The 23780-nt window shown below is 33.0% G+C and carries 18 protein-coding genes; 9 read left to right on the forward strand and 9 right to left on the reverse strand.

Annotated elements, in window-relative coordinates; genetic code table 11:
• Window positions 1-12 precede the first annotated feature (12 nt).
• Complete coding sequence (locus tag KQS_RS12870; RefSeq protein WP_014389611.1) at window positions 13-2796, reverse strand: TonB-dependent receptor; 2784 nt, start codon at window positions 2794-2796, stop codon at window positions 13-15.
• Between the two features lie 135 nt (window positions 2797-2931).
• Here KQS_RS12870 and KQS_RS12875 point away from each other — a divergent pair, with 135 nt between their 5' ends.
• The 3 genes from KQS_RS12875 to amaB all read left to right on the forward strand — a co-directional run bounded on the left by KQS_RS12875 (window position 2932) and on the right by amaB (window position 6366).
• Window positions 2932-4026: an endonuclease/exonuclease/phosphatase family protein gene (locus KQS_RS12875; protein ID WP_051149703.1), complete on the forward strand. Its 1095-nt coding sequence runs from the start codon at window positions 2932-2934 to the stop codon at window positions 4024-4026.
• Between the two features lie 62 nt (window positions 4027-4088).
• Complete coding sequence (locus KQS_RS12880) at window positions 4089-4619, forward strand: 3-hydroxyanthranilate 3,4-dioxygenase (RefSeq protein ID WP_014389613.1); 531 nt, start codon at window positions 4089-4091, stop codon at window positions 4617-4619.
• Between the two features lie 193 nt (window positions 4620-4812).
• Window positions 4813-6366: an L-piperidine-6-carboxylate dehydrogenase gene (gene amaB / locus KQS_RS12885; RefSeq protein WP_014389614.1), complete on the forward strand. Its 1554-nt coding sequence runs from the start codon at window positions 4813-4815 to the stop codon at window positions 6364-6366.
• 128 nt (window positions 6367-6494) lie between these two features.
• Here the strand turns inward: amaB and KQS_RS12890 are convergent, their stop codons facing one another.
• The 3 genes from KQS_RS12890 to KQS_RS12900 are packed head-to-tail and all read right to left on the reverse strand — an operon-like array spanning window position 6495 to window position 8353.
• Window positions 6495-7070, reverse strand: a complete 576-nt coding sequence (locus KQS_RS12890) for a PhnA domain-containing protein (protein ID WP_014389615.1) — start codon at window positions 7068-7070, stop codon at window positions 6495-6497.
• 2 nt (window positions 7071-7072) lie between these two features.
• Window positions 7073-7579 carry a DUF6646 family protein gene (locus KQS_RS12895; protein ID WP_014389616.1) on the reverse strand — a complete coding sequence of 169 codons (507 nt, stop codon included), beginning with the start codon at window positions 7577-7579 and terminating at the stop codon, window positions 7073-7075.
• Window positions 7580-7615: 36 nt separating this feature from the next.
• Entirely contained in the window at window positions 7616-8353 is a 738-nt protein-coding gene (locus tag KQS_RS12900) for a metallophosphoesterase (protein WP_014389617.1), read from the reverse strand.
• Window positions 8354-8475: 122 nt separating this feature from the next.
• Here KQS_RS12900 and KQS_RS12905 point away from each other — a divergent pair, with 122 nt between their 5' ends.
• From KQS_RS12905 to KQS_RS12920, 5 genes are all read left to right on the forward strand, one after another.
• Entirely contained in the window at window positions 8476-8715 is a 240-nt protein-coding gene (locus tag KQS_RS12905; RefSeq protein ID WP_014389618.1) for a FeoA family protein, read from the forward strand.
• Window positions 8715-10811: a ferrous iron transport protein B gene (feoB, locus tag KQS_RS12910; protein ID WP_014389619.1), complete on the forward strand. Its 2097-nt coding sequence runs from the start codon at window positions 8715-8717 to the stop codon at window positions 10809-10811. Before KQS_RS12905 ends, feoB begins: the two co-directional genes overlap by 1 nt.
• Before the next feature lie 17 nt (window positions 10812-10828).
• The gene (locus KQS_RS14255) at window positions 10829-10951 is read left to right on the forward strand and encodes a FeoB-associated Cys-rich membrane protein (RefSeq protein WP_084642299.1); all 123 of its coding nucleotides are present in this window, start codon (window positions 10829-10831) and stop codon (window positions 10949-10951) included.
• A gap of 42 nt (window positions 10952-10993) precedes the next feature.
• Window positions 10994-11830 carry a hypothetical protein gene (locus tag KQS_RS12915; RefSeq protein ID WP_014389620.1) on the forward strand — a complete coding sequence of 279 codons (837 nt, stop codon included), beginning with the start codon at window positions 10994-10996 and terminating at the stop codon, window positions 11828-11830.
• A 101-nt stretch (window positions 11831-11931) separates the two neighbouring features.
• Window positions 11932-14118, forward strand: a complete 2187-nt coding sequence (locus tag KQS_RS12920; protein ID WP_014389621.1) for a TonB-dependent receptor family protein — start codon at window positions 11932-11934, stop codon at window positions 14116-14118.
• 44 nt (window positions 14119-14162) lie between these two features.
• Here the strand turns inward: KQS_RS12920 and KQS_RS12925 are convergent, their stop codons facing one another.
• The 3 genes from KQS_RS12925 to KQS_RS12935 all read right to left on the reverse strand — a co-directional run bounded on the left by KQS_RS12925 (window position 14163) and on the right by KQS_RS12935 (window position 16138).
• Window positions 14163-14564, reverse strand: a complete 402-nt coding sequence (locus KQS_RS12925; RefSeq protein WP_014389622.1) for a hypothetical protein — start codon at window positions 14562-14564, stop codon at window positions 14163-14165.
• Between the two features lies 1 nt (window position 14565).
• On the reverse strand, window positions 14566-15384 hold the full coding sequence (locus KQS_RS12930; RefSeq protein WP_014389623.1) for a ZIP family metal transporter: 819 nt from the start codon (window positions 15382-15384) through the stop codon (window positions 14566-14568).
• 106 nt (window positions 15385-15490) lie between these two features.
• The gene (locus tag KQS_RS12935; protein ID WP_014389624.1) at window positions 15491-16138 is read right to left on the reverse strand and encodes a metal-dependent transcriptional regulator; all 648 of its coding nucleotides are present in this window, start codon (window positions 16136-16138) and stop codon (window positions 15491-15493) included.
• Between the two features lie 84 nt (window positions 16139-16222).
• Between KQS_RS12935 and KQS_RS12940 the strand changes: the two genes are divergently transcribed.
• Window positions 16223-18259, forward strand: a complete 2037-nt coding sequence (locus KQS_RS12940) for a TonB-dependent receptor plug domain-containing protein (RefSeq protein WP_014389625.1) — start codon at window positions 16223-16225, stop codon at window positions 18257-18259.
• Between the two features lie 43 nt (window positions 18260-18302).
• Here KQS_RS12940 and KQS_RS12945 read toward each other — a convergent pair whose 3' ends face one another.
• The gene (locus tag KQS_RS12945) at window positions 18303-19427 is read right to left on the reverse strand and encodes an efflux RND transporter periplasmic adaptor subunit (protein WP_014389626.1); all 1125 of its coding nucleotides are present in this window, start codon (window positions 19425-19427) and stop codon (window positions 18303-18305) included.
• A 6-nt stretch (window positions 19428-19433) separates the two neighbouring features.
• Complete coding sequence (locus KQS_RS12950; RefSeq protein ID WP_014389627.1) at window positions 19434-23765, reverse strand: CusA/CzcA family heavy metal efflux RND transporter; 4332 nt, start codon at window positions 23763-23765, stop codon at window positions 19434-19436.
• Window positions 23766-23780 lie beyond the last annotated feature (15 nt).

Raw genomic sequence — 23780 nt, forward strand, 5'->3', positions numbered from 1 at the left:
AATGCAATTTTTTTAGAAGTTAACATATACATTTAAGAAATAAGTTCTTCCGTATCCATAAAAATATTTAGGACCAAATGCAGGTCTTCCATATTGATTATCTGCTTGATAATCTGAATAATTCGCTTTTCTAGATTGTTCAAAACCACCTGTTCTGTAAGTAGTATCAAATACGTTGTTGATTGAAGCAAAAAATCCTAATGTAGTAGAATCAATTCTCCATGATTTACCTCCAGAGATGTTTACAAGATTGAAAGCGTCAAATTTTTGTTGCTTTAACGCACCTGAAACAGTTTCCAAAGTTGCTCCATCATAACTTAAACCAGTTGAAGGATTAGTAACGAAATTCTGAGTTCTTAAAATATTAGACACATCTAAATAAGAATCACTTAAATAGTTAATATCTGCACTCACCCACCAAAACTGTGGAGCTCTATATTCTAATTCAAAAGAAGCCGCTGTTTGAGGCATACCTGGTAAACGGTAATTTTTCAAGTAAGCCGATCCAAAACTTTGAACAGGGAACGAATTTGTAGCTGAAGCTTGTGCGTCATCATTAATAAATAACGTTGGATTATTGCTATATAAATATTGACCATATGAAGCAGCAGCAGTTGCTTTAATTGTAGAAGTAATTTGGTATTCAATACCTAATTCAGCTCCAATATTCTTTTTGTCTATACCCGTTAAAATTTCACTAATAAATGCATCTTCGTTTCCATCAGCACCTGAATCATCTCCAGATAATTCACCATAGAAGAATGAGATTTCAGTTGCATTTTGAATTTTTGAAGCAAAACCAGTTAAACGCGTTTTTAATTTTGGCGTTCTAATAATGTAAGAAGCATCAACGCTTGCAATTCTTTCGCTATTAATATCTGGTGTAATATTATTGTTTAAACGAGCATTAGCAAAAGTATTTCTTAGATTAGGCGCTTTAGTCATATAAGCAGCGTTGATATCTAACAAATGTTGACCCGTTATTTTGTATGTCATACCCCCTTTGAATCCGAAGTTTTCAAAAGTTTGTTTTTCACTTTTACCATATGAATTATTTGCATAAATACCATTTTTATAAATTCCATCTCTTTGGTATTCACTTTTTGAGAATGATTGAGCTAAATAAAAATCAGCAACATCATAAGTAAATTTGAACTGAGTAAATGCATCTATAACTGTTGCATTTAGGTTATAATTGTATCCATATTTATCTCCAACTTGAATTGCTCTATTTGGATTATTTAAATCCGATTGTGTTGCATCTCCTGTGTAGAATGGATCAACATCTAAGAAATATTGTCCTCCTAATAAATCCGTTAAGTGTTGGAAGTTATGAGATTTTAATTTTCTGAATGTAGCACCTGCATTTAATTTAATATTATCTGATAAGTCAGAGAATAAAATTGAATTAGCTGTTATTTGTTTGTCTTCTGTTCTATCTTCATACAATGCGTATACACTTCTACCTGCATTTGCAGAATTTTGATTGGCAATATACATTGCATTCCAATCTAATTGTTTATTATTTAAAAAATAATTTGTAGCAGAAGTAACTAGAGGACTATTTAAATCACCTGCAGCATCACCATTAATGTAGTAACTAGGTAAATTTCTATAATAGGTTGGATCAGGATTATTAGCTCCTTGATAATCTAATCTACTATTAGCAATATATCCTTGTTGATAAGCAACGTTCGTATTTAAAGTAGTTCTATTTGTTAATTTCCAGTAGTGACTTAACATTAAAATTGGCTCTTCAATATCTTTATCTCTTGAATTACGTTTTTTTCCGTTTTGCCATCCCCAGTATGAATTATACTTAATACCTGCTAAATCTGTAACTTCTTGAGTATTTGGAGAAGATTTACCTCTACTGTTTTGTGCATAGATACTTGTGAAGTTTAAACTATGTTTTTCGTTAAATCTTTTTTCAACACTTGCAAAAACAGAATTTGCAGCATAATCAGTTCCTTCAAAATAACCTTCTTTTGCCCATCTTCTAGAAACTGAAACACTATATGCCCAACCATTCTTCATTAAACCTGAATTTGTAGTTGCCATTGTTCTCCAAGAATAATTGGTATTAGTACCAGAAAATGAAATTCTATTACCTTTTCTAAACAATGAAGCTCTTGTATTGATTTCTTGAGTACCTAAAATACCCCCAAAAGTATAATCTGAAGGTGCTGTACCTAATGTGAATTCCTGATTTCTTGTTACATCATTCAAACCACCCCAGTTACTCCATTGCGGTCTACCATCATATAGTTTATTCATTACGATACCATTAATCATAGTTGTACCGTATTCATTATCTAAACCTCTCATTCTAAAACGAGCCTGACCCCAGTTAAAGGCCGCTGCTTGTTGAAAGGCATCTCTTGAAGACTGTAACAAACCTGCAGTACTTTCAGATCCACTGTTGTCATCACCTAAATCATTCTCAGTAATCGTTATTAAACTTAATTGTTGTTCTGCTGTAATATCTTCATCCATAAGGATTAATCCTACGTCTAGCGTTTGCTTGTCAACAACTTGAATAGTGTAGTTTTTAGTAGTATACCCATTTTGAGAAACTACTAATACTTGTTCTCCCACAGGCACCTCTTTAATAGTGAAATCTCCAAGGTTATTCGTAACAACGGATTGTTCTGATAACTGAACCATCACTTTTACTCCACCAATTGGGGTTTGAGTTTTAGAATCAACTATCTTTCCTTTGACAATTGATTGACTTTGGGCCATGACTAGCACAACCTGAAATAAAAATAAAAGACTTAATGCAAGTTTTTTCATACTTAATTATAAATTAATACTTTAACTTGCATTTAGTTAACAAAAACTAAATGCGGACAAATGTACAACATTTAATAATATTATTTACCTTTGGCATCGAATTTGTTAAAATATAACTAAAATTTAATGTTAAAAATGAAAATTAAACCATACTTAACCTTTTTATTAGGAATTTTTAGTATTGCAGTTACAACAGCACAAGACAAAAAATTTGCAGTTCATACTGTTGCGTTCTACAATTTAGAAAATTTATTTGATACAATTAATGATCCAACTGTAAACGACGAAGACTTTATTTATACTAAAGAAAATTACACCAAAAAACTAACGAACCTGTCACGAGTTATATCTCAATTAGGAACTGGCGAAAATCAAAACAACGCTCCTGTTGTGCTTGGTGTAGCTGAAATTGAAAACAGAAAAGTGTTAGAAGACTTGGTAAAAATGCCATTATTAAAAGATAAAAATTATGGTGTAATTCATTTTGATTCTCCTGACAAAAGAGGTATTGACTGTGGTTTTTTATACCAAAAGAAACATTTTACTCCTACAAGCTTTAAGAACTATCCTTTGATGATTACTGAAGACAATACCGATAAAAAATCAAAAGAAAAAGACAAGGATAAAGTGGAAGACACTGATGATAATGTAATTGACGCCAAAACTAAAAGAATCTACACGCGTGACCAGATTTTAATGACTGGGTTATTAGATGGAGAAGAAATGCATTTTATTGTAAACCACTGGCCTTCTAGAAGAGGAGGGGAAAAGAAAAGTAGCCCATTACGTGAAGCAGCCGCAGCTTTAAACAAAAAAATCATTGATTCTTTACAAGCGATCAACCCCAATGCTAAAATTTTTACAATGGGCGATTTAAATGACGGACCATTCAACAAAAGTGTAAAAGAAGTTTTAGGCGCAAAAGGTGATGAAAAAGAGGTAAAACCGCTAGGTCTATATAACCCGGCCGAAAAAATGTTAAAGAAAGGAATTGGAACTTTAGCTCATCGTGACGCTTGGGATTTCTTTGACCAAATTATTTTCACAGAACCTTTATTACGCAAAGATTATTCTTCTTGGAGGTATTGGAAAGCTGGTGTGTATAACAAACCTTTTATGATTCAACAAACGGGTCAATATAAAGGATACGCACTCCGAAATTCATCTACTGAACCAGGATTCTCAGACCACTTCCCTTCTTACATTTATTTAATTAAAGAAGTAAAATAATTTTAATATTAAGTCCCGATTCTTTCGGGATTTTTTATTTTTGTATAGCAAATATTTTAATTATGGCCGTAGCAAAACCCTTTAATTTAACAAAATGGTTGGATGAAAACAAGCATTTACTAAAACCTCCTGTTGGAAACAAAAATCTATATGTAGAATCTGAGGATTATATTGTAATGGTGGTTGCCGGACCAAATGCCCGAAAAGATTATCACTATAACGAAACCGAAGAATTATTTTACCAATTAGAAGGTTCTATAACGGTTTATATTCAAGACGAAGGTGAAAAAAAAGCCATGCATCTTGGCCCTGGTGATATGTATTTAAATCCTGCTAAAATACCGCACTCTCCTTCTAGAACTTCAAATTCAATTGGATTAGTTATCGAAAGAAAACGCAACCACTTACCCGTAAAAGACGGTCTACAATGGTATTGCGATAAGTGTAATCACAAACTACATGAAGTGTATTTTGAATTACACAATATCGAAAAAGATTTTCTAAGTCATTTTAAAGATTTTTATAGTTCTGAAGAAAAAAGAACTTGTAATAATTGCGGAACAGTTATGGAAAGTGATCCAAAATTTATTTAGGAGTACAAATTGAAACATTCTTTCACTTCAACAACCAGCTATCCATTTTAGTCCCGATAAAATCGGGAGCTATCATTTCTATCTGGACTATACTTTACATTTTATTTTTAAAACACATTTTCAAATTAACTGCATAAAAAATTATACATTTGCACAACAAATATTTATAACAAACTCACTAAATAAAGTTACAATGTCAACAATAGCTCAACAATTCGGTATTGCTGAAGCGCTTAAACAATTAGGCGTAAAAGATATTAATCCAGGTTCTTCAACAGGTTCAAATTGGTTTGCCAATGGCGAAATTATTGAATCGTATTCACCAGTAGACGGACAATTAATTGGTAAAGTTCAAGCTACTACAGCAGCAGATTATGAAAAAGTAATGGCAGCAGCTACAGAAGCTTTTAAAGAATTCAGAACTATGCCTGCTCCAAAAAGAGGAGAAATCGTTCGTCAATTCGGAAATAAATTAAGAGAATTAAAAGAACCGCTAGGAAAATTAGTTTCTTATGAAATGGGTAAATCGTTACAAGAAGGCTATGGTGAAGTTCAGGAAATGATCGACATCTGTGACTTTGCTGTTGGTTTATCGCGTCAATTAAACGGACAAGTTATTCCTTCTGAAAGACCTGGTCACGTAATGCGTGAGCAATGGCATCCAATTGGAGTAGTAGGAATTATTTCTGCTTTCAATTTCCCCGTTGCAGTTTGGTCTTGGAACACGGCTTTAGCTTGGATTTGTGGTGATGTATGTGTATGGAAAGCTTCTGAAAAAGCACCTTTGTGCTCTATTGCTTGTCAAAATATAATTGCTGATATCTTAAAAGAAAACGGATTACCTGAAGGTATCTCTTGTATTGTAAATGGAGATTATAAAGTAGGTGAAATGATTACTACTGACACTCGTATTCCTTTAGTTTCTGCTACAGGTTCCACTCGTATGGGAAGAATTGTAGGTGCAAAAGTTGCAGAGCGTTTTGGTAAATCATTATTAGAATTAGGTGGTAACAACGCTATTATTATTACGCCTACTGCCGACTTAAAAGTGGTGGTTCCTGGTGCTGTATTTGGCGCTGTGGGTACTTGTGGACAACGTTGTACATCTACTCGAAGATTAATTATTCATGAATCAGTTTATGATACGGTTCGCGATGCAATTGTGGGTGCGTATGGACAAATCAAAATTGGTAATCCATTAGACGAGAAAAACCATGTAGGTCCATTAATCGATACGGATGCGGTTAACACGTATTTAGCTGCCATTGAAAAAGCAAAAGCTGAAGGTGGTAACGTTTTAGTAGAGGGCGGTGTATTGACAGGAGAAGGTTTTGAAAGTGGTTGTTACGTAAAACCGGCTATCATTGAGGCTGAAAATCATTTTGAAATTGTTCAACACGAAACTTTCGCTCCTATTTTATACTTAATGAAATACAGCGGAGAAGTTGAAAATGCAATTGAATTACAAAATGGTGTAGCGCAAGGTTTATCATCATCTATTATGACCAACAGCATGAAAGAAGCTGAAAAATTCTTATCATATGCAGGTTCTGACTGCGGTATTGCTAATGTAAATATCGGGACTTCTGGTGCAGAAATTGGTGGTGCTTTTGGTGGTGAAAAAGAAACTGGTGGTGGTCGTGAATCAGGTTCTGATGCATGGAAAGTGTACATGAGAAGACAAACCAACACGGTTAACTACTCAGATCAATTACCTTTAGCACAAGGAATTAAATTTGATTTGTAGACTTAAACTTTAAACATATAAGTCTATTAGAAAAAAATATAGATAAAAGAAAGGCGTTCAAAATTGAACGCCTTTCTTTTTTAGTACATCTTTAAAAAAAACTTATGTGACTTATATGTTGAATAAATTTATTTCGTCTTCTTCACATATTGCGTCAAAATTACAATATGTTGGTTTTCAACACGTCCTTCAATTTGTTCCGCATTATCCCAAACCAATTTAATATTATGAACAGCAGCTCCACGTTTAGCCGTAAAATTAGCGCCTTTTACATCTAAATCTTTAATTAAAACCACTGAGTCACCATCTTGTAAAATATTTCCATTTGAATCTTTGTGGATAATTTTACCCTCCTCATCTTCATCTTCGCCTGTAGCTTTCGCCCATTCTAACGCATCTTCATCTAAATACATCATGTCTAATAAATCATGATTTTTCAAACGTGCCAACATACGCCAAGATACAATTTGAACTGGTAAATTTTCATTCCACATACTGTCTGACAAACCTCTCCAATCGTTGGGATTCATCAACTCTTTATTTTCAATTTGTTCTTTTAGCGATTGAGCAATTAAAATACAATTTTCTGGTATTGCTTCTGTTTTGGGTTCCACCACATAAACCACCAAATTTTCATCTACACCACTGATTTCACAAGTGTTACCACTTCTGTCTCTTAATCTTTTTTCTGTAACTATACTCATGATTATAAATTAAAGCTTGTACCTATATGAAAAGTAAATTGATTATTGTAATCTCCGAACACTCCAGGTGTTGTGTCATATTTTGCAATTGGAATAGCTGATTCTGCATAAACACCAAATCCATCTGTGAAGAAATAACGGAATCCTAGATGTCCTCCAAAATTTCTTGTTCCTAAATTTAAACCCGGATAAACATCCATATTATCCTCCAATCCAATTACATTACCGATATTGGCATTAAATCTAATTTTCACATCTACTCTATCCTTAAATTCTGGCTTTATAGATTCATTTAAAACCATTGCTTTTTCGGCATTCAACATATAACTGGCTACAAAACCAAAAGACATATTCTCACCAATTCCATAGTCATTAGTCACTACGATTCCAGTTCCCCCGTTTTGGATAAGTGCTCCAATTTGCATTTTAATATCTTCTTTCCCTTTGTAGGCCTGAGCATTTAATTGAACAAATACAAACATTAATGCTCCAAAAATTATTTTTCTCATGTGTATTTAAATTTGTGCGAAGATACGAAAATATGATTAATTCCTCCCCGTTTCATTAGGATACAAACTAGGCAAGACATCACTTTGCCAATATTCTTTTGTATTGATGTCTAAAATAGTTAAAGGACCTTTAAAAGCAGCTCCCGTATCAACATTCCAAATACAAGCTTTGTTTACTGGAACGGTTTGTCCAATTCGGGTTGTGGGAGTATGACCTATATATATTTCTGTATAAATTTTCAAACGATTAGGATACAACAAATCCTCTTTCCCTAAGGTTTCATCCATAGCTAACGCCATTTCCCACAAAGTTCTGTCCCAATAAAACAGTTTTGGAAAATACTCGTATTCTACACCATGTAAATTGGTAAAACCCGCATGAATGAATAGTCTGTTTTCACTGTCTAAATAATAATTTTTTAATTCCTTTAAAAAAGCAATATGTTCTTTTTTCTTAACTTTATCAATGTTTGCATAAGCTTCAACCGTTGCTTTACCTCCGTGTTTAAACCACATCGATTCATTGATGTTTTCAAATCGCTCTTCTAACCAATCAATGACTAATTCATCATGATTGCCTTTTATAAAAATACATGTATGGGTTTGATTCAATTGAATTAAAAAATCTAAAACTTCGGGAGATTCACTCCACCCATCCATATAATCACCTAGAAAAATTAATGTATCCTCTGTTGTAACATTTGCTCTTTCTAAAATTTGAAGCAACGCTCTATAACCGCCATGTATATCTCCTACTACTAATGTTCTTTTCATTTGGGGGAACTGATTTGTTTTACGAAATTACAAAAATATAGTCCAACTAAAAACATGATTTTTGTTATGTTTTTATCTATACATTTGCTTACCTTTGTATTTTAATTCAATCTAAATAAGTAGTGGAAAGTTGTCATTCAGCACTTTTAAAGAAAGGTCAAAAAGCAGAAATTGTTGAAATCAACATCGACGAAATCCCGTTAAAGTTAATCGAAATGGGATGTTTGCCTGGTAATACCATAGAATTAATTCAGGTTGCACCGCTTGGCGATCCACTATTTTTCAATGTAAATGATTCAAAAGTAGCCATCCGAAAAAAAACAGCTGCTTACATTTACATTAACCCAGCATCAATAAAATAATGGCTTCAGAGACAATAAAAGTTGCATTAATAGGAAATCCAAATGTGGGAAAAACTTCGGTTTTTAACCACTTAACGGGTTTAAATCAACAAGTTGGAAATTATCCCGGTATTACTGTTGATAAAAAAGTAGGATTCTCCAAACTAAATGAAACTACTCGAGCAAAAATTATTGATTTACCCGGCACATACAGCTTAAATGCTTCATCAATCGATGAAAACGTGGTAATTGAATTACTACTAAATAAAAACGACGAGGATTTTCCGGATGTAGCGGTTGTGGTCACCGAGGTAGAAAATTTAAAACGTAACCTTTTGTTATTTACACAAATAAAAGATTTGGAAATCCCAACACTTTTAGTAATTAACATGAGTGATCGAATGCAATTAAAAGGAATTGAACTGAATATTCCTTATTTAGAAGAAACCCTAAAAACCAAAATTGCCTTAGTTAGTTCTCGTAAAAATTTAGGTATTGATTCGATAAAAGAATTGATTGTAAATTACCAATCGCTTTCAACAGAGCCTTGTTTAAATGCCAGTTCCATTGATCCTGAATATTTCGACCGATTACGAAAAGCATTCCCTAATCAACTTTTGTACAAACTTTGGTTGGTTATTACGCAAGATGTTAATTTCTTAAATCTTCAACGTAAAGAAATTGAAAATAACTTCACCAAATCGCATACCGAACTTAAACGTTTACAACAAAAAGAAACCATAAAACGCTACCAATTTATCAACGACACCCTGAAAATTGGTCAAAAAATTGATAAATCGAAAGCAAGTGACATTCAAACTAAGTTAGACAATATCCTGACCCACAAAGTTTTTGGTTACGTCATTTTCTTTGGCATTTTATTACTAATTTTTCAATCCATTTTTGATTGGAGTAGCGTGCCAATGGACTTTATCGACAGCACTTTTGCCAATTTAAGTTCGTATACTAAAGAACATTTACCAGCAGGAAAATTTACCGATTTAATTTCCGATGGAATCATTCCTGGCATTGGAGGAATAGTGATTTTCATTCCACAAATTGCCTTTTTATTCTTATTCATTTCTGTTCTTGAAGAAAGCGGATACATGAGTCGCGTGGTTTTTTTAATGGATAAAATCATGCGCAAATTTGGCTTATCGGGTAAAAGTATAGTGCCATTAATATCGGGAACTGCTTGTGCCATTCCGGCTATTATGGGAACTCGAAATATTGAAAATTGGAAAGAACGTTTAGTTACTATATTGGTTACCCCGTTTATTACTTGTTCGGCTCGTTTACCGGTTTATGCCATATTGATTTCATTAATTATTCCCGAAAAAAGAGTATTCGGATTAAGTTTACAAGGCTTAACTTTAATGAGCCTGTATTTTATTGCCTTTGTAATGGCTATACTTTCTGCTTATGTGTTGAATAAAATCTTAAAGCTTAAGTGCAAATCCTACTTTGTAGTAGAAATGCCAAGTTATAAAGTTCCAATGTTAAAAAATGTAGGAATTAATGTGTTGGAAAAAACAAAAGCTTTTGTAACAGGAGCTGGTAAAATCATTTTAGCGCTTTCGGTTGTTTTATGGTTTTTAGGCTCACATGGTAGTCAAAATTTTAACAAAGCTGAAGAAATTATTGCTGCAAAAAATGCTAATGCAAGAATTACCCAAGAAGCTTTTGAAAATCAAGTAAACGCTTATAAGTTAGAAAACTCCTATATTGGCATGATGGGTAAATCCATTGAGCCTGTAATCCGACCATTGGGTTATGATTGGAAAATTGGTGTTGCGGTAGTAAGTTCGTTTGCTGCAAGAGAGGTTTTTGTTGGCACTTTAGCTACCATTTATAGTGTAGGTAGCCAAGGAGAAGACGAAGGAACAATTAAACTAAAAATGGCAGAAGACATTCATCCTGAAACGGGTGAAAAAGTATTTAATTTTGCTACTGGAATTTCCTTATTGTTGTTTTATGCTTTTGCTATGCAATGCGTAAGTACTTTAGCCATTGTTAAGAAAGAAACCAATTCATGGAGATGGCCTTTAATACAATTGTTTTTTATGAGTGGATTTGCTTATGTATCAGCATTTATCGCCTATCAATTATTAAAATAAATCTTGAAAATTAACGTATGATACAAGATATTTTAGTTTATACAACCTTAGTTATTGCCGTTGGTTTTTTAATCAAGAAATTCTTTTTTAAGAAAAAAGCATCTGGTAAAAATTGTGGTGAGAATTGTGATTGTAAGTAATTATTGGAATAGTTTTTGTAAAGTTTAAAGAAATAAATTTCAATGAAAAAAAGCACACTTATCGTAATTATTTTCTTAAATACTTTATTAGGTTTTAGCCAAAAAATTGACCAATCAAAGGAAGAATTAAATAGACCGAAAGAAGACACACGCCCACCTTTACCAACTGAACCAGTTAGTCAAAATTCTGGTACAACTGTAAAACAAAGTAATGACAATTTTGGAATTGGTGCCTTCTTTGTTGAGCTAGGTTTTTATGTTTTCTTATATTCCGCTATTGGCGATTATAGGAATGAAGATCATTTATATAATCCGCTTTCTCCCTACCCTTATTTCAATGGTAAATCGGGTAATTATGAAAAAATTGACGATACATCAATTAAAAAGAAACAACTTCGATGGGATGTAGAGAATCATTTTTTATACAATACCAATCGTTCATTTGGAAACCATTTTAAAGGTAAAATTCGACCTTTTAATTATTTCTATTTACAAGGAGATTATCGAGAATTATTTGAAAAAAACAGCTTCACTCATCAAACATCCAATCTTTCATTATTCCAATTTAATTTTGGTTATGATCGTTTACGATTTGAAAAATTTAATTTAGGCTGGACATTAGGAGCAACATACATTGGAAATGAAATTAATAAATTTGGATTTTCCTATGGATTAAACACGGACTTATTTATTATAAAAAATATAAGTTTTACTGGCGCCATGATTTGGAGCAAAATCAACGAATTACCCGTTAACTCGTTAGAAATCAGAAGCAAATACCATCGTAAAAACTATTTCATTTCTATTGGCTATGAAAATTTAAAAATTGCTTCGCCTAGTTACAACTACATTTCTTTAGGAACTGGTATCTATTGGTAAATTGAACAAAAGTTAATTTTTATTTTTCATTATTTAAAATTTGTCTAAATAAAAACCGAGAAGTATCTTTGTTGCGTAGATTTAATCTAAATAAACAAAAGATGAAAAACATACTTTTTGGGTTACTTGCCTTTTCTTCATTAATTTCTGCACAAGAACTACCGAAAGACACCGTACAAAACATTCCGACCGTACTTATTGAAAAACAAATTCACACGCCTGAGCGTCAACCTGAAGTGAAAAATAACATCATCTATTCAGGTAAAAAAAATGAAATATTAAAATTAGAAAACTTCACTGCAAATGTTGCTAATAATAACGCTCGTGAGATTTTCTCTAGAGTACCGGGGGTTACCGTATGGGAATATGATGGTTCAGGTATTCAAATAAATGTTGCAACAAGAGGATTAAATCCAAATAGGAGTTGGGAATTTAATACCCGACAAAATGGATATGATATTTCTTCGGATGTTTTTGGTTATCCTGAAGCCTATTACAACCCCTCTTTTCAGGCCGTTGAAAAAATTGAAATTATTCGTGGTGGAGCGGCATTACAATATGGACCTCAATTTGGTGGACTATTAAATTACATTTTAAAAAGAGAAAAAAACAAACCATTCTCATTTGAAACTCAAACAACTTTAGGTAGTTATAACTTATTATCTTCTTACAATGCCATGGGTGGAACTAAAGGTAAGTTTTCGTATTATATATATAATGATTCCAAAAAAGGAGACGGCTGGAGAAACAATGCTAGATATGACGTTCGAAATACGCACGCTTTTATTGGATACCAATTCAACAAAACCACTTCATTGACGGCAGAATACACAAATGCTGATTATACGGCTCAACAAGCAGGTGGAATTTTAGATGCTGATTTGAGTCAAAATCCGAGAATTTCTTATCGTGCAAGAAACTGGTTTGGTGCACCTTGGAATTTAGCTAACATAACTTTAGATACCAAATTGACTGAACGACTTACATTAAATGTAAAAGCATTTGGTTTAATTGGAGAACGAAACAGTGTAGGATTCCTAGGTAATATAAACACTCCTGATCCAGGAACAAAAAGAGATGTAGCCAGAGATTTTTACAAAAATATAGGTATAGAAACGCGTAGTATGTTTTCATACCAATTGTTCAACAAAGAACACAATTTAGCCTTTGGTCTTAGAGCTTATTATGCTTCTACAAATCGTAAACAAAATGGGGTTGGCACAACTGGTTCTGACTTTGATTTAAGTGTAGAAAACAATACATTCAATAGAGACTTGGAATTTACTACTACAAACTATGCTTTCTTTGCTGAAAATATTTTTAGAATTACAGATGCCTTAAGTATTACGCCTGGAATTCGAATCGAATCCATAAAAAATGAAATGGAGGGCCGTTTATCTGTAACCTCAGGTAATGAGGTCATGGCAACCCCAACTACAAGCGAAAGAACTGTAATTTTAGGTGGATTAGGAGCACAATATAACTTTGGTAAAACTAATTTATATTCAAACATTACACAAGCCTACCGACCTGTTTTATTTGGTGATCTAACGCCTCCAGGTACTACAGATGTGGTTGATTCAAATTTAAAAGACAACAACGGATATACTTTTGATTTGGGTTATCGCGGTGATTTTTTCAACTTCATTACTTTTGATGTTAGTTATTTTTACATGACTTATAACAACCGTATTGGTACCATTAGGAAATTTATTAATGATGATCCTGCACAAGGAACCTATCAATTCCGAACGAATTTGGGTGAAAGTGTCAACAAAGGATTTGAAGGTTATGCTGCTGTAGATATTTTTAAAGCAATCAAACTTAAAAATAAAGGAAGTTTCGAAATTTTTGGCACACTTTCGTTTATAAGTGCAAAATATACTGAAAATAAGGTGTATACTGCTTCTGGTTCTTCCATTACAGTCAATGATTATTCTGGAAACCGTGTAGAATATGCCCCTAAATACATACATCAATTTGGTGTTACTTATGGATATAAAAATTTTACAACGACGATCCAAAATAAAATTATGAGTGATGTTTATACCAATGCTAAAAATGACATCACACCCGCTGTTAATGCAAACGATGGAAAAATAGATAAATATACAGTTTACGACTGGTCCTTTAAATTTAATTTCTTAGAGAAATACAATCTAAAAGGTGGAATGAATAATGTTTTCAATACGGCATATGCAACAAGAAGAGCCGGTGGGTTTCCAGGACCAGGGTTAATTCCAAATGAGGGCAGAACAGTTTATATTAGTTTAGGAGCCAAATTTTAAAAATTTAAAAAGGCTATGTTAACATTTACATAGCCTTTATTTTTTTAAGGAATAATCACTAATTTTAATTTATAATCTTTCAATAAAAGTGTTTTATCTGTTTTATTGGGAGAAATTAAAATTGACTGTAAGGTCTTGTCTTTTGGAAGAAATTTTGAAAACCACGCCAAATTTTCTTCCCTAGTTTTTTGGGAAAAAGTCAAAACACTGGATTCAATTAACTTATGTTCTTGCCAAACACTTACTTCAATTACTAATTCACCCGCCCAAATACAATTGGTACCTTCCGGACATCTTGAGTCAGAAAGTATTTTTGTAATTTCAAAGGCATAGTCATTAAATAGAACCTCTTTTTTAGAAGTTAGTTCGACATTTGATTTGCTCTCTTGTCCCGATTTACATGAAACCAATATGAAAAGCACTAAAAAAAGACTTATTTTTTTCATTTTATCCTAAAGCTACATCTAAACTCATCATTACTATAAAACCACCTATGAAACCTAAAGTAGCTATATCTGTATTTTTGTCTTGTTGGGTTTCTGGTATTACTTCTTCTACCACCACAAAAATCATAGCACCAGCTGCAAACGCCAATGCATAAGGTAAAATGGGGGTAAAAAAAGTTACGGCAACTGCACCTAATACTCCCGCGATGGGTTCTACCAAAGCCGACGATTGACCGTACATAAAACTTTTTCTTCTACTCATACCCATGCGTCTTAAGGGCATGGATACCGCAATGCCTTCAGGAAAATTTTGTATTCCTATACCTATTGCTAAAGTCACAGCGCCTGCGATAGAGGCTTCTGGAATTCCTGCCGCTACACCTCCAAACAAAACACCAACAGCTAGTCCTTCTGGAATATTATGTAACGTAATAGCTAAAACCAATAAAGTAGTTCGCTGCCAAGGGGATTTCATTCCTTCAGTTTCTTGAAAATTAATATGTAAATGGGGTAATGTTTTGTCCAATGCAAACAAAAACAAGGCGCCTAATAAAAAACCTACTGCGGCAGGTAAAACTTTTTGAAACCCTTCTCCTTTACTCATTTCAATGGCAGGGGCTAATAAACTCCAATAACTTGCCGCTACCATTACTCCACCAGTAAATCCAAGCATCCCATCTAAAACAGCACGATTCATTGTTTTAAAAAAGAAAACAAAAGAGGCACCTGCTGCCGTTACAAACCAAGTAAAGGTTGTGGCAAGTAAAGCCGCCCATACCGGATCTATACGTTCTAAATAGTTAATTATTTCTTCAAACATATCTTTAAATTACAATTTCAAAAAATCAATTACAATATCAATTTCAAAAATCAATTACTTCTTTTAAATCTTTCATATCAATAAAATGAAAACTAAAAACCTAACTTTACTTTACAAATAAATTATTGGCAATTTTATCTGAAAGCACTTTAGTTTTAGTTCCTATTTGGATTTTCAAAGTTCCGTCAAATTCTTCTTTTTCAATTACTTTTAAAATTGTACCCAAAGCAATTTGTTGTTTATCTAAATATTTCAAAAATTCGGGTGAAGAATCTTTTACACCTACACAAGAAACTTCTTTTCCTATGGCAATTTCTGAAAGTAATTGTTTGTCTACATTCACTATTTCACCTTTTGCATTAGGAATCGGATCTCCATGCGGATCAAAACTTGGAAAATTTAAAAACTGATCCAATTGATTGATTAATTTTTCGGATTGAATATGTTCCAACTCTTCAGCGACTTCGTGTACCTCATCCCAAGCAAAACCCAATTTATCTACTAAAAAAACTTCCCATAATCGATGTTTTCTAACAATCATTTTAGCAGATAATTTACCCGATTCCGTTAACGTAACTCCTTGGTACTTTTGATAAGTAACCAATTCTTTTTCTGAAAGTTTTTTAAGCATATCCGTTACCGAAGAAGCCTTTGTGTCTAATGAAGCTGCAATAGTATTAGTATTAACACCTTTTGGCATCAATTGGATTAAATGATAGATGGCTTTCAAATAATTTTCTTCAGAAATTGTCATATTCAAAATTTATTTCAACAAATATAAATATTTTATTATCAAGTTATTTAAATTATTTTTAGTTTTGTCTAAATTTTAATTTAAATGTATTTAAAATATTTTTTTACAATCCTCTTTTCACCTGTTATTTTTTGCCAAACAAAAGATTCAATTAAAAACAGTGATAAAGGAATAGATGAAGTGGTGGTTACTGGAACATTAAAACCCGTACATCGTTTAGAAACTCCTGTGCCTGTTGAAGTCTACAATAGTACATTTTTAAAGAAAAATCCAACTTCTAATATTTTTGAAGCCTTACAAAATGTAAATGGAGTGCGACCACAATTGAATTGCAATATTTGCAATACAGGCGATATTCATATTAATGGTTTAGAAGGTCCCTACACTATGGTTACCATTGACGGAATGCCTATTGTTAGTGCACTTTCGACTGTTTATGGTTTATCGGGTATACCCAATTCTTTAATTGAAAAAATAGAAGTTGTAAAAGGTCCAGCTTCATCCTTATATGGTAGTGAAGCTGTTGGTGGATTGATCAATATTATTACTAAGTCTCCAAAAAACGCTCCTCTTGTTTCTGCAGATTATTTCACTACATCCTGGTTGGAAAACAATGTTGATTTAGGCATAAAATACAACTTAGGTAAAAAAATCCAATCAATTCTAGGTTTAAATTATTATAACTACAATTCACCCATAGACAATAACAACGATGGTTTTTCAGACGTAACTTTACAAGAACGAATTTCTATTTTTAACAAATGGAATATTGAACGAAAAAATAATAAAATTTTCACCGTTGCTGGTCGCTTTTTTTATGAAGACCGATGGGGTGGACAACTAAATTGGAATAAATCGTATCGTGGTGGTTCAGAAGTTTATGGCGAAAGTATTTATACCAAAAGAGAAGAAATCATTGCTAAATATGAATTACCAACTACTAAAAATATACATTATTCCTTATCATATACCAATCATGATCAAAATTCAGTTTATGGGAATACCGTTTACTTAGCCAAACAACAAATTGCATTCCAACAACTGACATGGAATACCTCCATTAAAAAACAGGATTTCTTGATGGGTTTTGCTCATCGCTATCAATTCTATAATGACAATACAACTGCAACGGTTAAACCAGAAAAGAATTCCATTTATAGTGGGTTTTTTCAAAATGAAATAACCATTTCAAAGCAACATAAAGTGTTAGTTGGTTACCGATTGGATTATAACCGCAATCATGGATATATTCACACCCCACGTTTTGCTTACAGGTTTAAATTTACTGAAAATGACATCCTGCGTTTTAATACTGGAACTGGATTTAGAATAGTGAATTTGTTTACTGAAGAACATGCGGCTTTAACAGGTTCGAGAACAGTTATTTTAAAAGAAAATTTAAAACCCGAAAAATCAATTAATGTCAATTTAAACTATTTAAAGAAATTTCATTTCAAAAACCTATCCGTGTTAACTATAGAAACTTCGGCTTGGTACACTCATTTTTACAATCAAATTTTACCTGATTATGATAGCAATCCTAATGAAATCTTGTATCAGAATTTAAACGGTTATGCTACAACAAACGGAATCAATCTTGCATTGGACTATGTTTCCAATTTTGGATTGAAAATTATGTTTGGAAGTACTTATTTAACTAGTTTTAAACATGAAAACGGCACGAAAACTAGACCTATTTTAACTGAAAATTTTAGTGGTAACTGGGGAATAAGTTATGATATCCCCACTCTTTTTCTATCCATCGATTATACTGGAAATGTTTACAGTCCCATGCGTTTACCTTTATTAAGTAATTTAGATCCAAGAAATCCCAATTCACCTTGGTGGAGTATTCAAAACATTCAATTCACCTATAAAAAATGGAGACAAGCTGAACTTTTTGGTGGTGTTAAAAACCTGTTAAACTGGACTCCAAATAAAAATACTCCTTTTTTAATTGCACGTGCCAATGATCCATTTGATCAACAAGTACAATTTAACGCTGATGGTCAAGTATTGGCTACGCCCGATAATCCTTATGCCTTAACTTTTGACCCAAGTTATGTATATGGACCCAATCAAGGAATACGAGCATTTTTAGGTTTTAGATTTCGATTATAAAATAAAAAGAGCTTCTATTGAAGCTCTTTTTATTTTGAACACTTTATTCTTCTTTATTTTTTGAAGCCATTAATACCGTGTAAGCATTTTTAGTGACTATTTTTTTATGCTGAAGTACCTCATAATTTCTAATTTCCGTAACTTCTTTTGAAACCAATCCTGTTTGAACTTCAATCATTTTAAAAACTAAATTATGCTCTTGAACAAACACATAATTTTTCCCTTCAAAATTTACTACCGCTTCATGCGGAACAACAAAAGCTTTATCATTGGTTAATTCAATAACAGCATTAATGTAATTTCCTGGAATTAATTTATTGGTAAAATTCGAAATCTTGCCATAAACCTCAACCGAATTATTTTTTTCATCAAAACTTTTATTTACGTATTGAATAGAAGTCGAATAAATCACATCGGGTTGTGCGTTCGTATAAACTTTTAATTTTTGACCAATCGATAAATTCGCAGCATCTTTATCGAAAACTTGTAGTTGTACGTACATACTTTTGTTGTCCATTATTTGAAACAAAGCATCAGTTGCATTTACATATTTACCTAAATTGACATTTACTTTGGTTAACATACCCGAAATTGGTGCTACAATGCGAACCGATTTTGAGATCGAATTTTCACTTAAATTCGCCGGATTAATATTTATTAATCGCAATTTTTCTTCGAGTGCCTTTAATGTAATTTTATTTTTGGCGTAGTCACTCTCAGCTAACTGATACGTTTTATCACTGCTGGCCTGTGAAGCATTTAATTCTTTTTGACGTTGGTAATCTTTTGAAGAATACAACAATTGTTGCTTAGTACTTAAATACTCCTGCTGTAATTGAACATAGGCTTGATCTTCAACTACCGCCAAAAGTTGGCCTTTGCTTACTTGCATTCCCGGCATTACTTTTAAAGCCTTTATGTATCCGCCTAAAGGCATGCTTACACTTGCAACTGCATCGGGGGATAAGGTAATTTTACCATTAACTTTAATCGTACTATTCATCGCTTGTTGCTGTATAGTACCAAAAGATAGGTCAGCATTTTTTAATTGCGTTGCCGTTAAGATTACTTCATTTTCTTCCCTGTTTTTTTCAGCTACTGTTGTTTCGGTTTTAGACTGACAACTGATTACCAATACAATTGAAAGTAAATAATATATATATTTCATGATTTTTTAATTTGTAGTTTGATATAATACTTGAATAATCGCATCGTTATAAGACTTCACTTTTTCTAAATAATCCAATCTCGATTCTAAAGCCTGATTCATAATCCATGACCATTCCATAAAATTGATTTCTCCTTTAAAAATTTGATTATTCGCTGTTGAAATCATCGATGTTGCTCCTGGCAAAACATTTTCTTCGTAATTTTTTAGTACCAGTAAATCGTTATTTCTTTTGTTTTCAAAAGATTGCCAAGTATTTTCCACTAATTTCTTTTGTAATTCCGATTGATTCGATAAAATAGTACTATTGATTTTATAAGCTTCTCTTCGGGCTTTGTTAGCTCCGTTAAAAATGGGAATTCCTAAATTTAATTGAAACGATTGAAAACGAGTTCCACTTCCATACAGCACATCATCTGCACCCATACCTTGCATAGTCATACTATAATAACCTACAGTAATTTCTGGAATTAAGGCTGCTTTTTCTACCTTTATAGCCGCTTCATTGGCTCTTTTTTCTTTTTCTATCATTTGCAATTGAAGATGATTAGAGACAAAATCGGAATACGATTGATTTTCAATCTTAACACTACTGTAATTAGGCATCAAAATTTCTTTTGACTGAATTAAGTACTGCATTTGTAATTGCAATTGATAAATTAATTCCTGATTCTTTTTTAAATCCGCTGTAATTTTTGCTACTGCCAATTCGGCTCCGTTTTTTTCCAAATGATTGGTTTCTCCTAATTTCAACCGTAATTTCGCTTTTTCTAAAAATTGATTGTAAATGGAATCCGATTGCAACAACACTTTTTCACGCTCTAATGCATAAATTAAATCGTAAAAGTTTTGAGTTATCGCCCTTTTTACTTCATTTTCAGAAGATTTATAATTCAGCTGAGCCAACTCCGTTTGCGCTTGATACCAACTTTTCTTTTGGGCATTTAGAAATGGAAAACTGATATTCTGTGTTACTCCAATTCGGTTATCATTAAATGCACTATTTAATTGACCGTATTCACCCACAATATTTAAAGCCGGAATTTCATTGGCCGATTTTACTAAAACTTGAGCTGCATTTACCCGTTGTTTTTCATTTTTTATAACCAAATTATTCGTCAAGCCTTGCTCAATTACTTGATTTAAAGTTACTTTATTCTGTGCAATACTAGAAAACCCTAGAAATAAGAACAACACAACTAGTCCATTTTTAGGCATAGAAACTGAAGATTTTTTTTCAAACAACATATATAAAATAGGTAAAATGAATAATGTTAAAAAAGTGGCCACTAATAATCCGCCAATCACTACGGTTGCCAATGGGCGTTGAACCTCAGCTCCCGAACCATTACTTAAAGCCATAGGTAAAAACCCAAGTGAAGCTACAAAAGCAGTCATTAAAATAGGTCGTAAACGTTTTTTTGTTCCGATTAAAATAATTTCGGTTAAATCGGTAATCCCTTGTTTTTTTTGCGCATTAAATTCGGCTATTAATACAATTCCGTTCAATACTGCAACGCCAAATAAAGCAATGAAACCAACTCCAGCACTGATACTGAAAGGCATGCCTCGGAGCGCTAAAAACAAAATACCTCCAATAGTAGAAAGCGGAATGGCCGTATAAATCAGTAAGGCTTGCTTAATCGATTTAAAAGCAAAATACAACAATAAGAAAATTAAAAGTAAAGATATGGGAACAGCAACCATCAAGCGGTCTTTGGCTGCATTTAAATTTTCAAAACTTCCACCATATGTAATGTAATATCCTGTTGGAAATTTAATTTGTGCTTCTACCTTTTGTTTCATTTCATTAACCAAGGTTTGCACATCTGATTCATGTACATTAAATCCAACTACAATTCTTCTTTTAGTATCTTCACGTTGAATTTGGTTTGGGCCATTAATGATGGAAACATTAGCTACCACTTGCAAAGGCACTTGAGCTCCTGAAGGCGTTGGAATCAATAAATTTTGAATGTCTTGCAGGTTTTGTTTCTCATTTGGATTTACTCGTACGACCAAATCAAATCGGCGTTCACCCTCAAATAACAATCCGGCACTTTGTCCTGCAAAAGAAGCATTCACCACCTTATTAACATCAGCAACATTCAATTGATATTGTGCTAACACATTTCTTTTGTAATCAATTACTACTTGTGGCATGCCACCAATAGGTTCCACATACAAATCTTTGGCCCCTTTAATAGAATTGACAATTTTACCTACTTTATTGGCATACTTTGAAAGCGTATCTAAATCTTCGCCATAAATTTTACACACCACATCTTGTCGGGCACCCGTCATTAATTCATTAAAACGCATTTGAACTGGGTATTGAAAACCAACCGTGATTCCCGGCACTTCTTGCAAAGCTTCACTCATTTTATCTGACAACTCATTGAATGTTTCGGCAGAAGTCCATTCTTTTTTATCTTTTAAAATCACCATCATATCGGCAGCTTCCATAGGCATAGGATCCGTAGGGACCTCCCCACTTCCAATTTTGGTCACCACTTTTTCTACTTCAGGAAATCTACTTTTTAAAATTCCTGCCGCTTTTTGGGTGGATGCGATTGTGGTATTTAAATTACTTCCCGTTAATACGCGGGTTTCAACAGCAAAATCTCCTTCTTCTAACGACGGTATAAATTCTCCACCCAGTTGAGATATTACTACTAATGAAAAAACAAAAGCTATGACAACACCAATAATAATCTTTTTTTGATTGTGCAATGCCTGAATTAATCGAGTACTGTAAACTCGTTCTAAAAAAGCCATTAATTTTTCAGAAATACTTTGTGGATTGTGTTTGATATTTTTCAACACCACAGCACTCATCATCGGAATATAAGTCAAGGACAAAATAAAAGCTCCTATCAAAGCAAAGGCGACAGTTTGCGCCATTGGTTTAAACATTTTTCCTTCAATACCTTGTAAGGTAAAAATTGGAAGATATACAATCAAAATGATAATCTGACCAAAAACAGCACTATTCATCATTTTTTTTGCCGAGCTATTCACTTCTTTATTTACTTCATCCTGACTTAACGAAAGGGTTTCTTCTTTTTGATGGCGATGAAAAATTTGATGAATTACCGCTTCAACAATAATTACAGCCCCATCAACAATTAATCCGAAATCTAAAGCGCCTAAACTCATTAAGTTTCCACTAACCCCAAAAAGATTCATCATGATAATGGCAAACAACATAGAAAGTGGAATTACAGAGGCCACTAACAATCCGGCTCTTAAATTCCCGAGGAAAACTACCAAAACAAAAATGACAATTAACGCTCCTTCAATTAAGTTTTTCTCCACGGTACCAATGGCATTATTGACCATTTTGGTTCGGTCTAAAAACGGTTCAATTACTACACCTTCAGGTAATGTTTTTTGAATTTGAGCAATGCGTTCTTTTACATTTTTTATTACTTCACTACTATTGGCTCCTTTGAGCATCATGACTATGGCACCAGATACTTCTCCTTCATTGTTATAACACATGGCACCATAACGAGTAGCGAAACCATTTTTTACTTCTGCCACATCTTTAATATACAAAGGCACGCCTGATTTTGTAGTAATTGGTGTATTTTCAATCGCCTCCAAATTCTGAATTAATCCTTCACTTCGAATGAATAAAACAGACGCTTCTTTTTCAATATAAGCACCTCCTGTGTTTTGATTGTTTTTTTCAAGTGCATCAAAAACATCTGTGATGGTAATCCCATTTGCGTTCAATTTATTAGGTTGAATACTAATTTCGACTTGACGAAGTTTACCACCGAAGCTACTAATTTCTGCCACGCCTTTTACACCAGTCAATTGACGCTTTACTACCCAATCTTGAATGGTTCGTAATTCAGTTGCATCGTATTTTTGTTCGTATCCTTTTTTAGCACGAACTACATATTGGTAAATTTCTCCTAAACCAGTTGAAATTGGCCCAAGTTCTGGTGTTCCCATCCCTTGAGGCAATTGACTTTGAACTTGCTGTAAGCGTTCAGTAACTTGTTGTCGTGCCCAATACACATCTACATCATCTTCAAAAACAATAGTTACTAAAGACAAACCAAATCGAGAAAAACTTCTAATTTCTTTTAATCCCGCAATATTTGCATTGGCTTGTTCAATAGGAAAAGTAACTAATCGCTCAATATCTGTTGCACCAAAAGAAGGTGCTACAGTAATTACTTGTACTTGATTATTAGTAATATCGGGCACAGCATCGATAGGTAATTTTTGAACATTATAAACTCCAAACCCAACAAGGACAATGGTAAATAATGCAATGATGAGTTTATTCTTAACAGAAAACTCTATAATTTTATTTAACATGAAAATTTGCTTTAA

The organism is Flavobacterium indicum GPTSA100-9 = DSM 17447 (assembly GCF_000455605.1).
GTDB classification, from domain to species: Bacteria; Bacteroidota; Bacteroidia; order Flavobacteriales; family Flavobacteriaceae; genus Flavobacterium; species Flavobacterium indicum.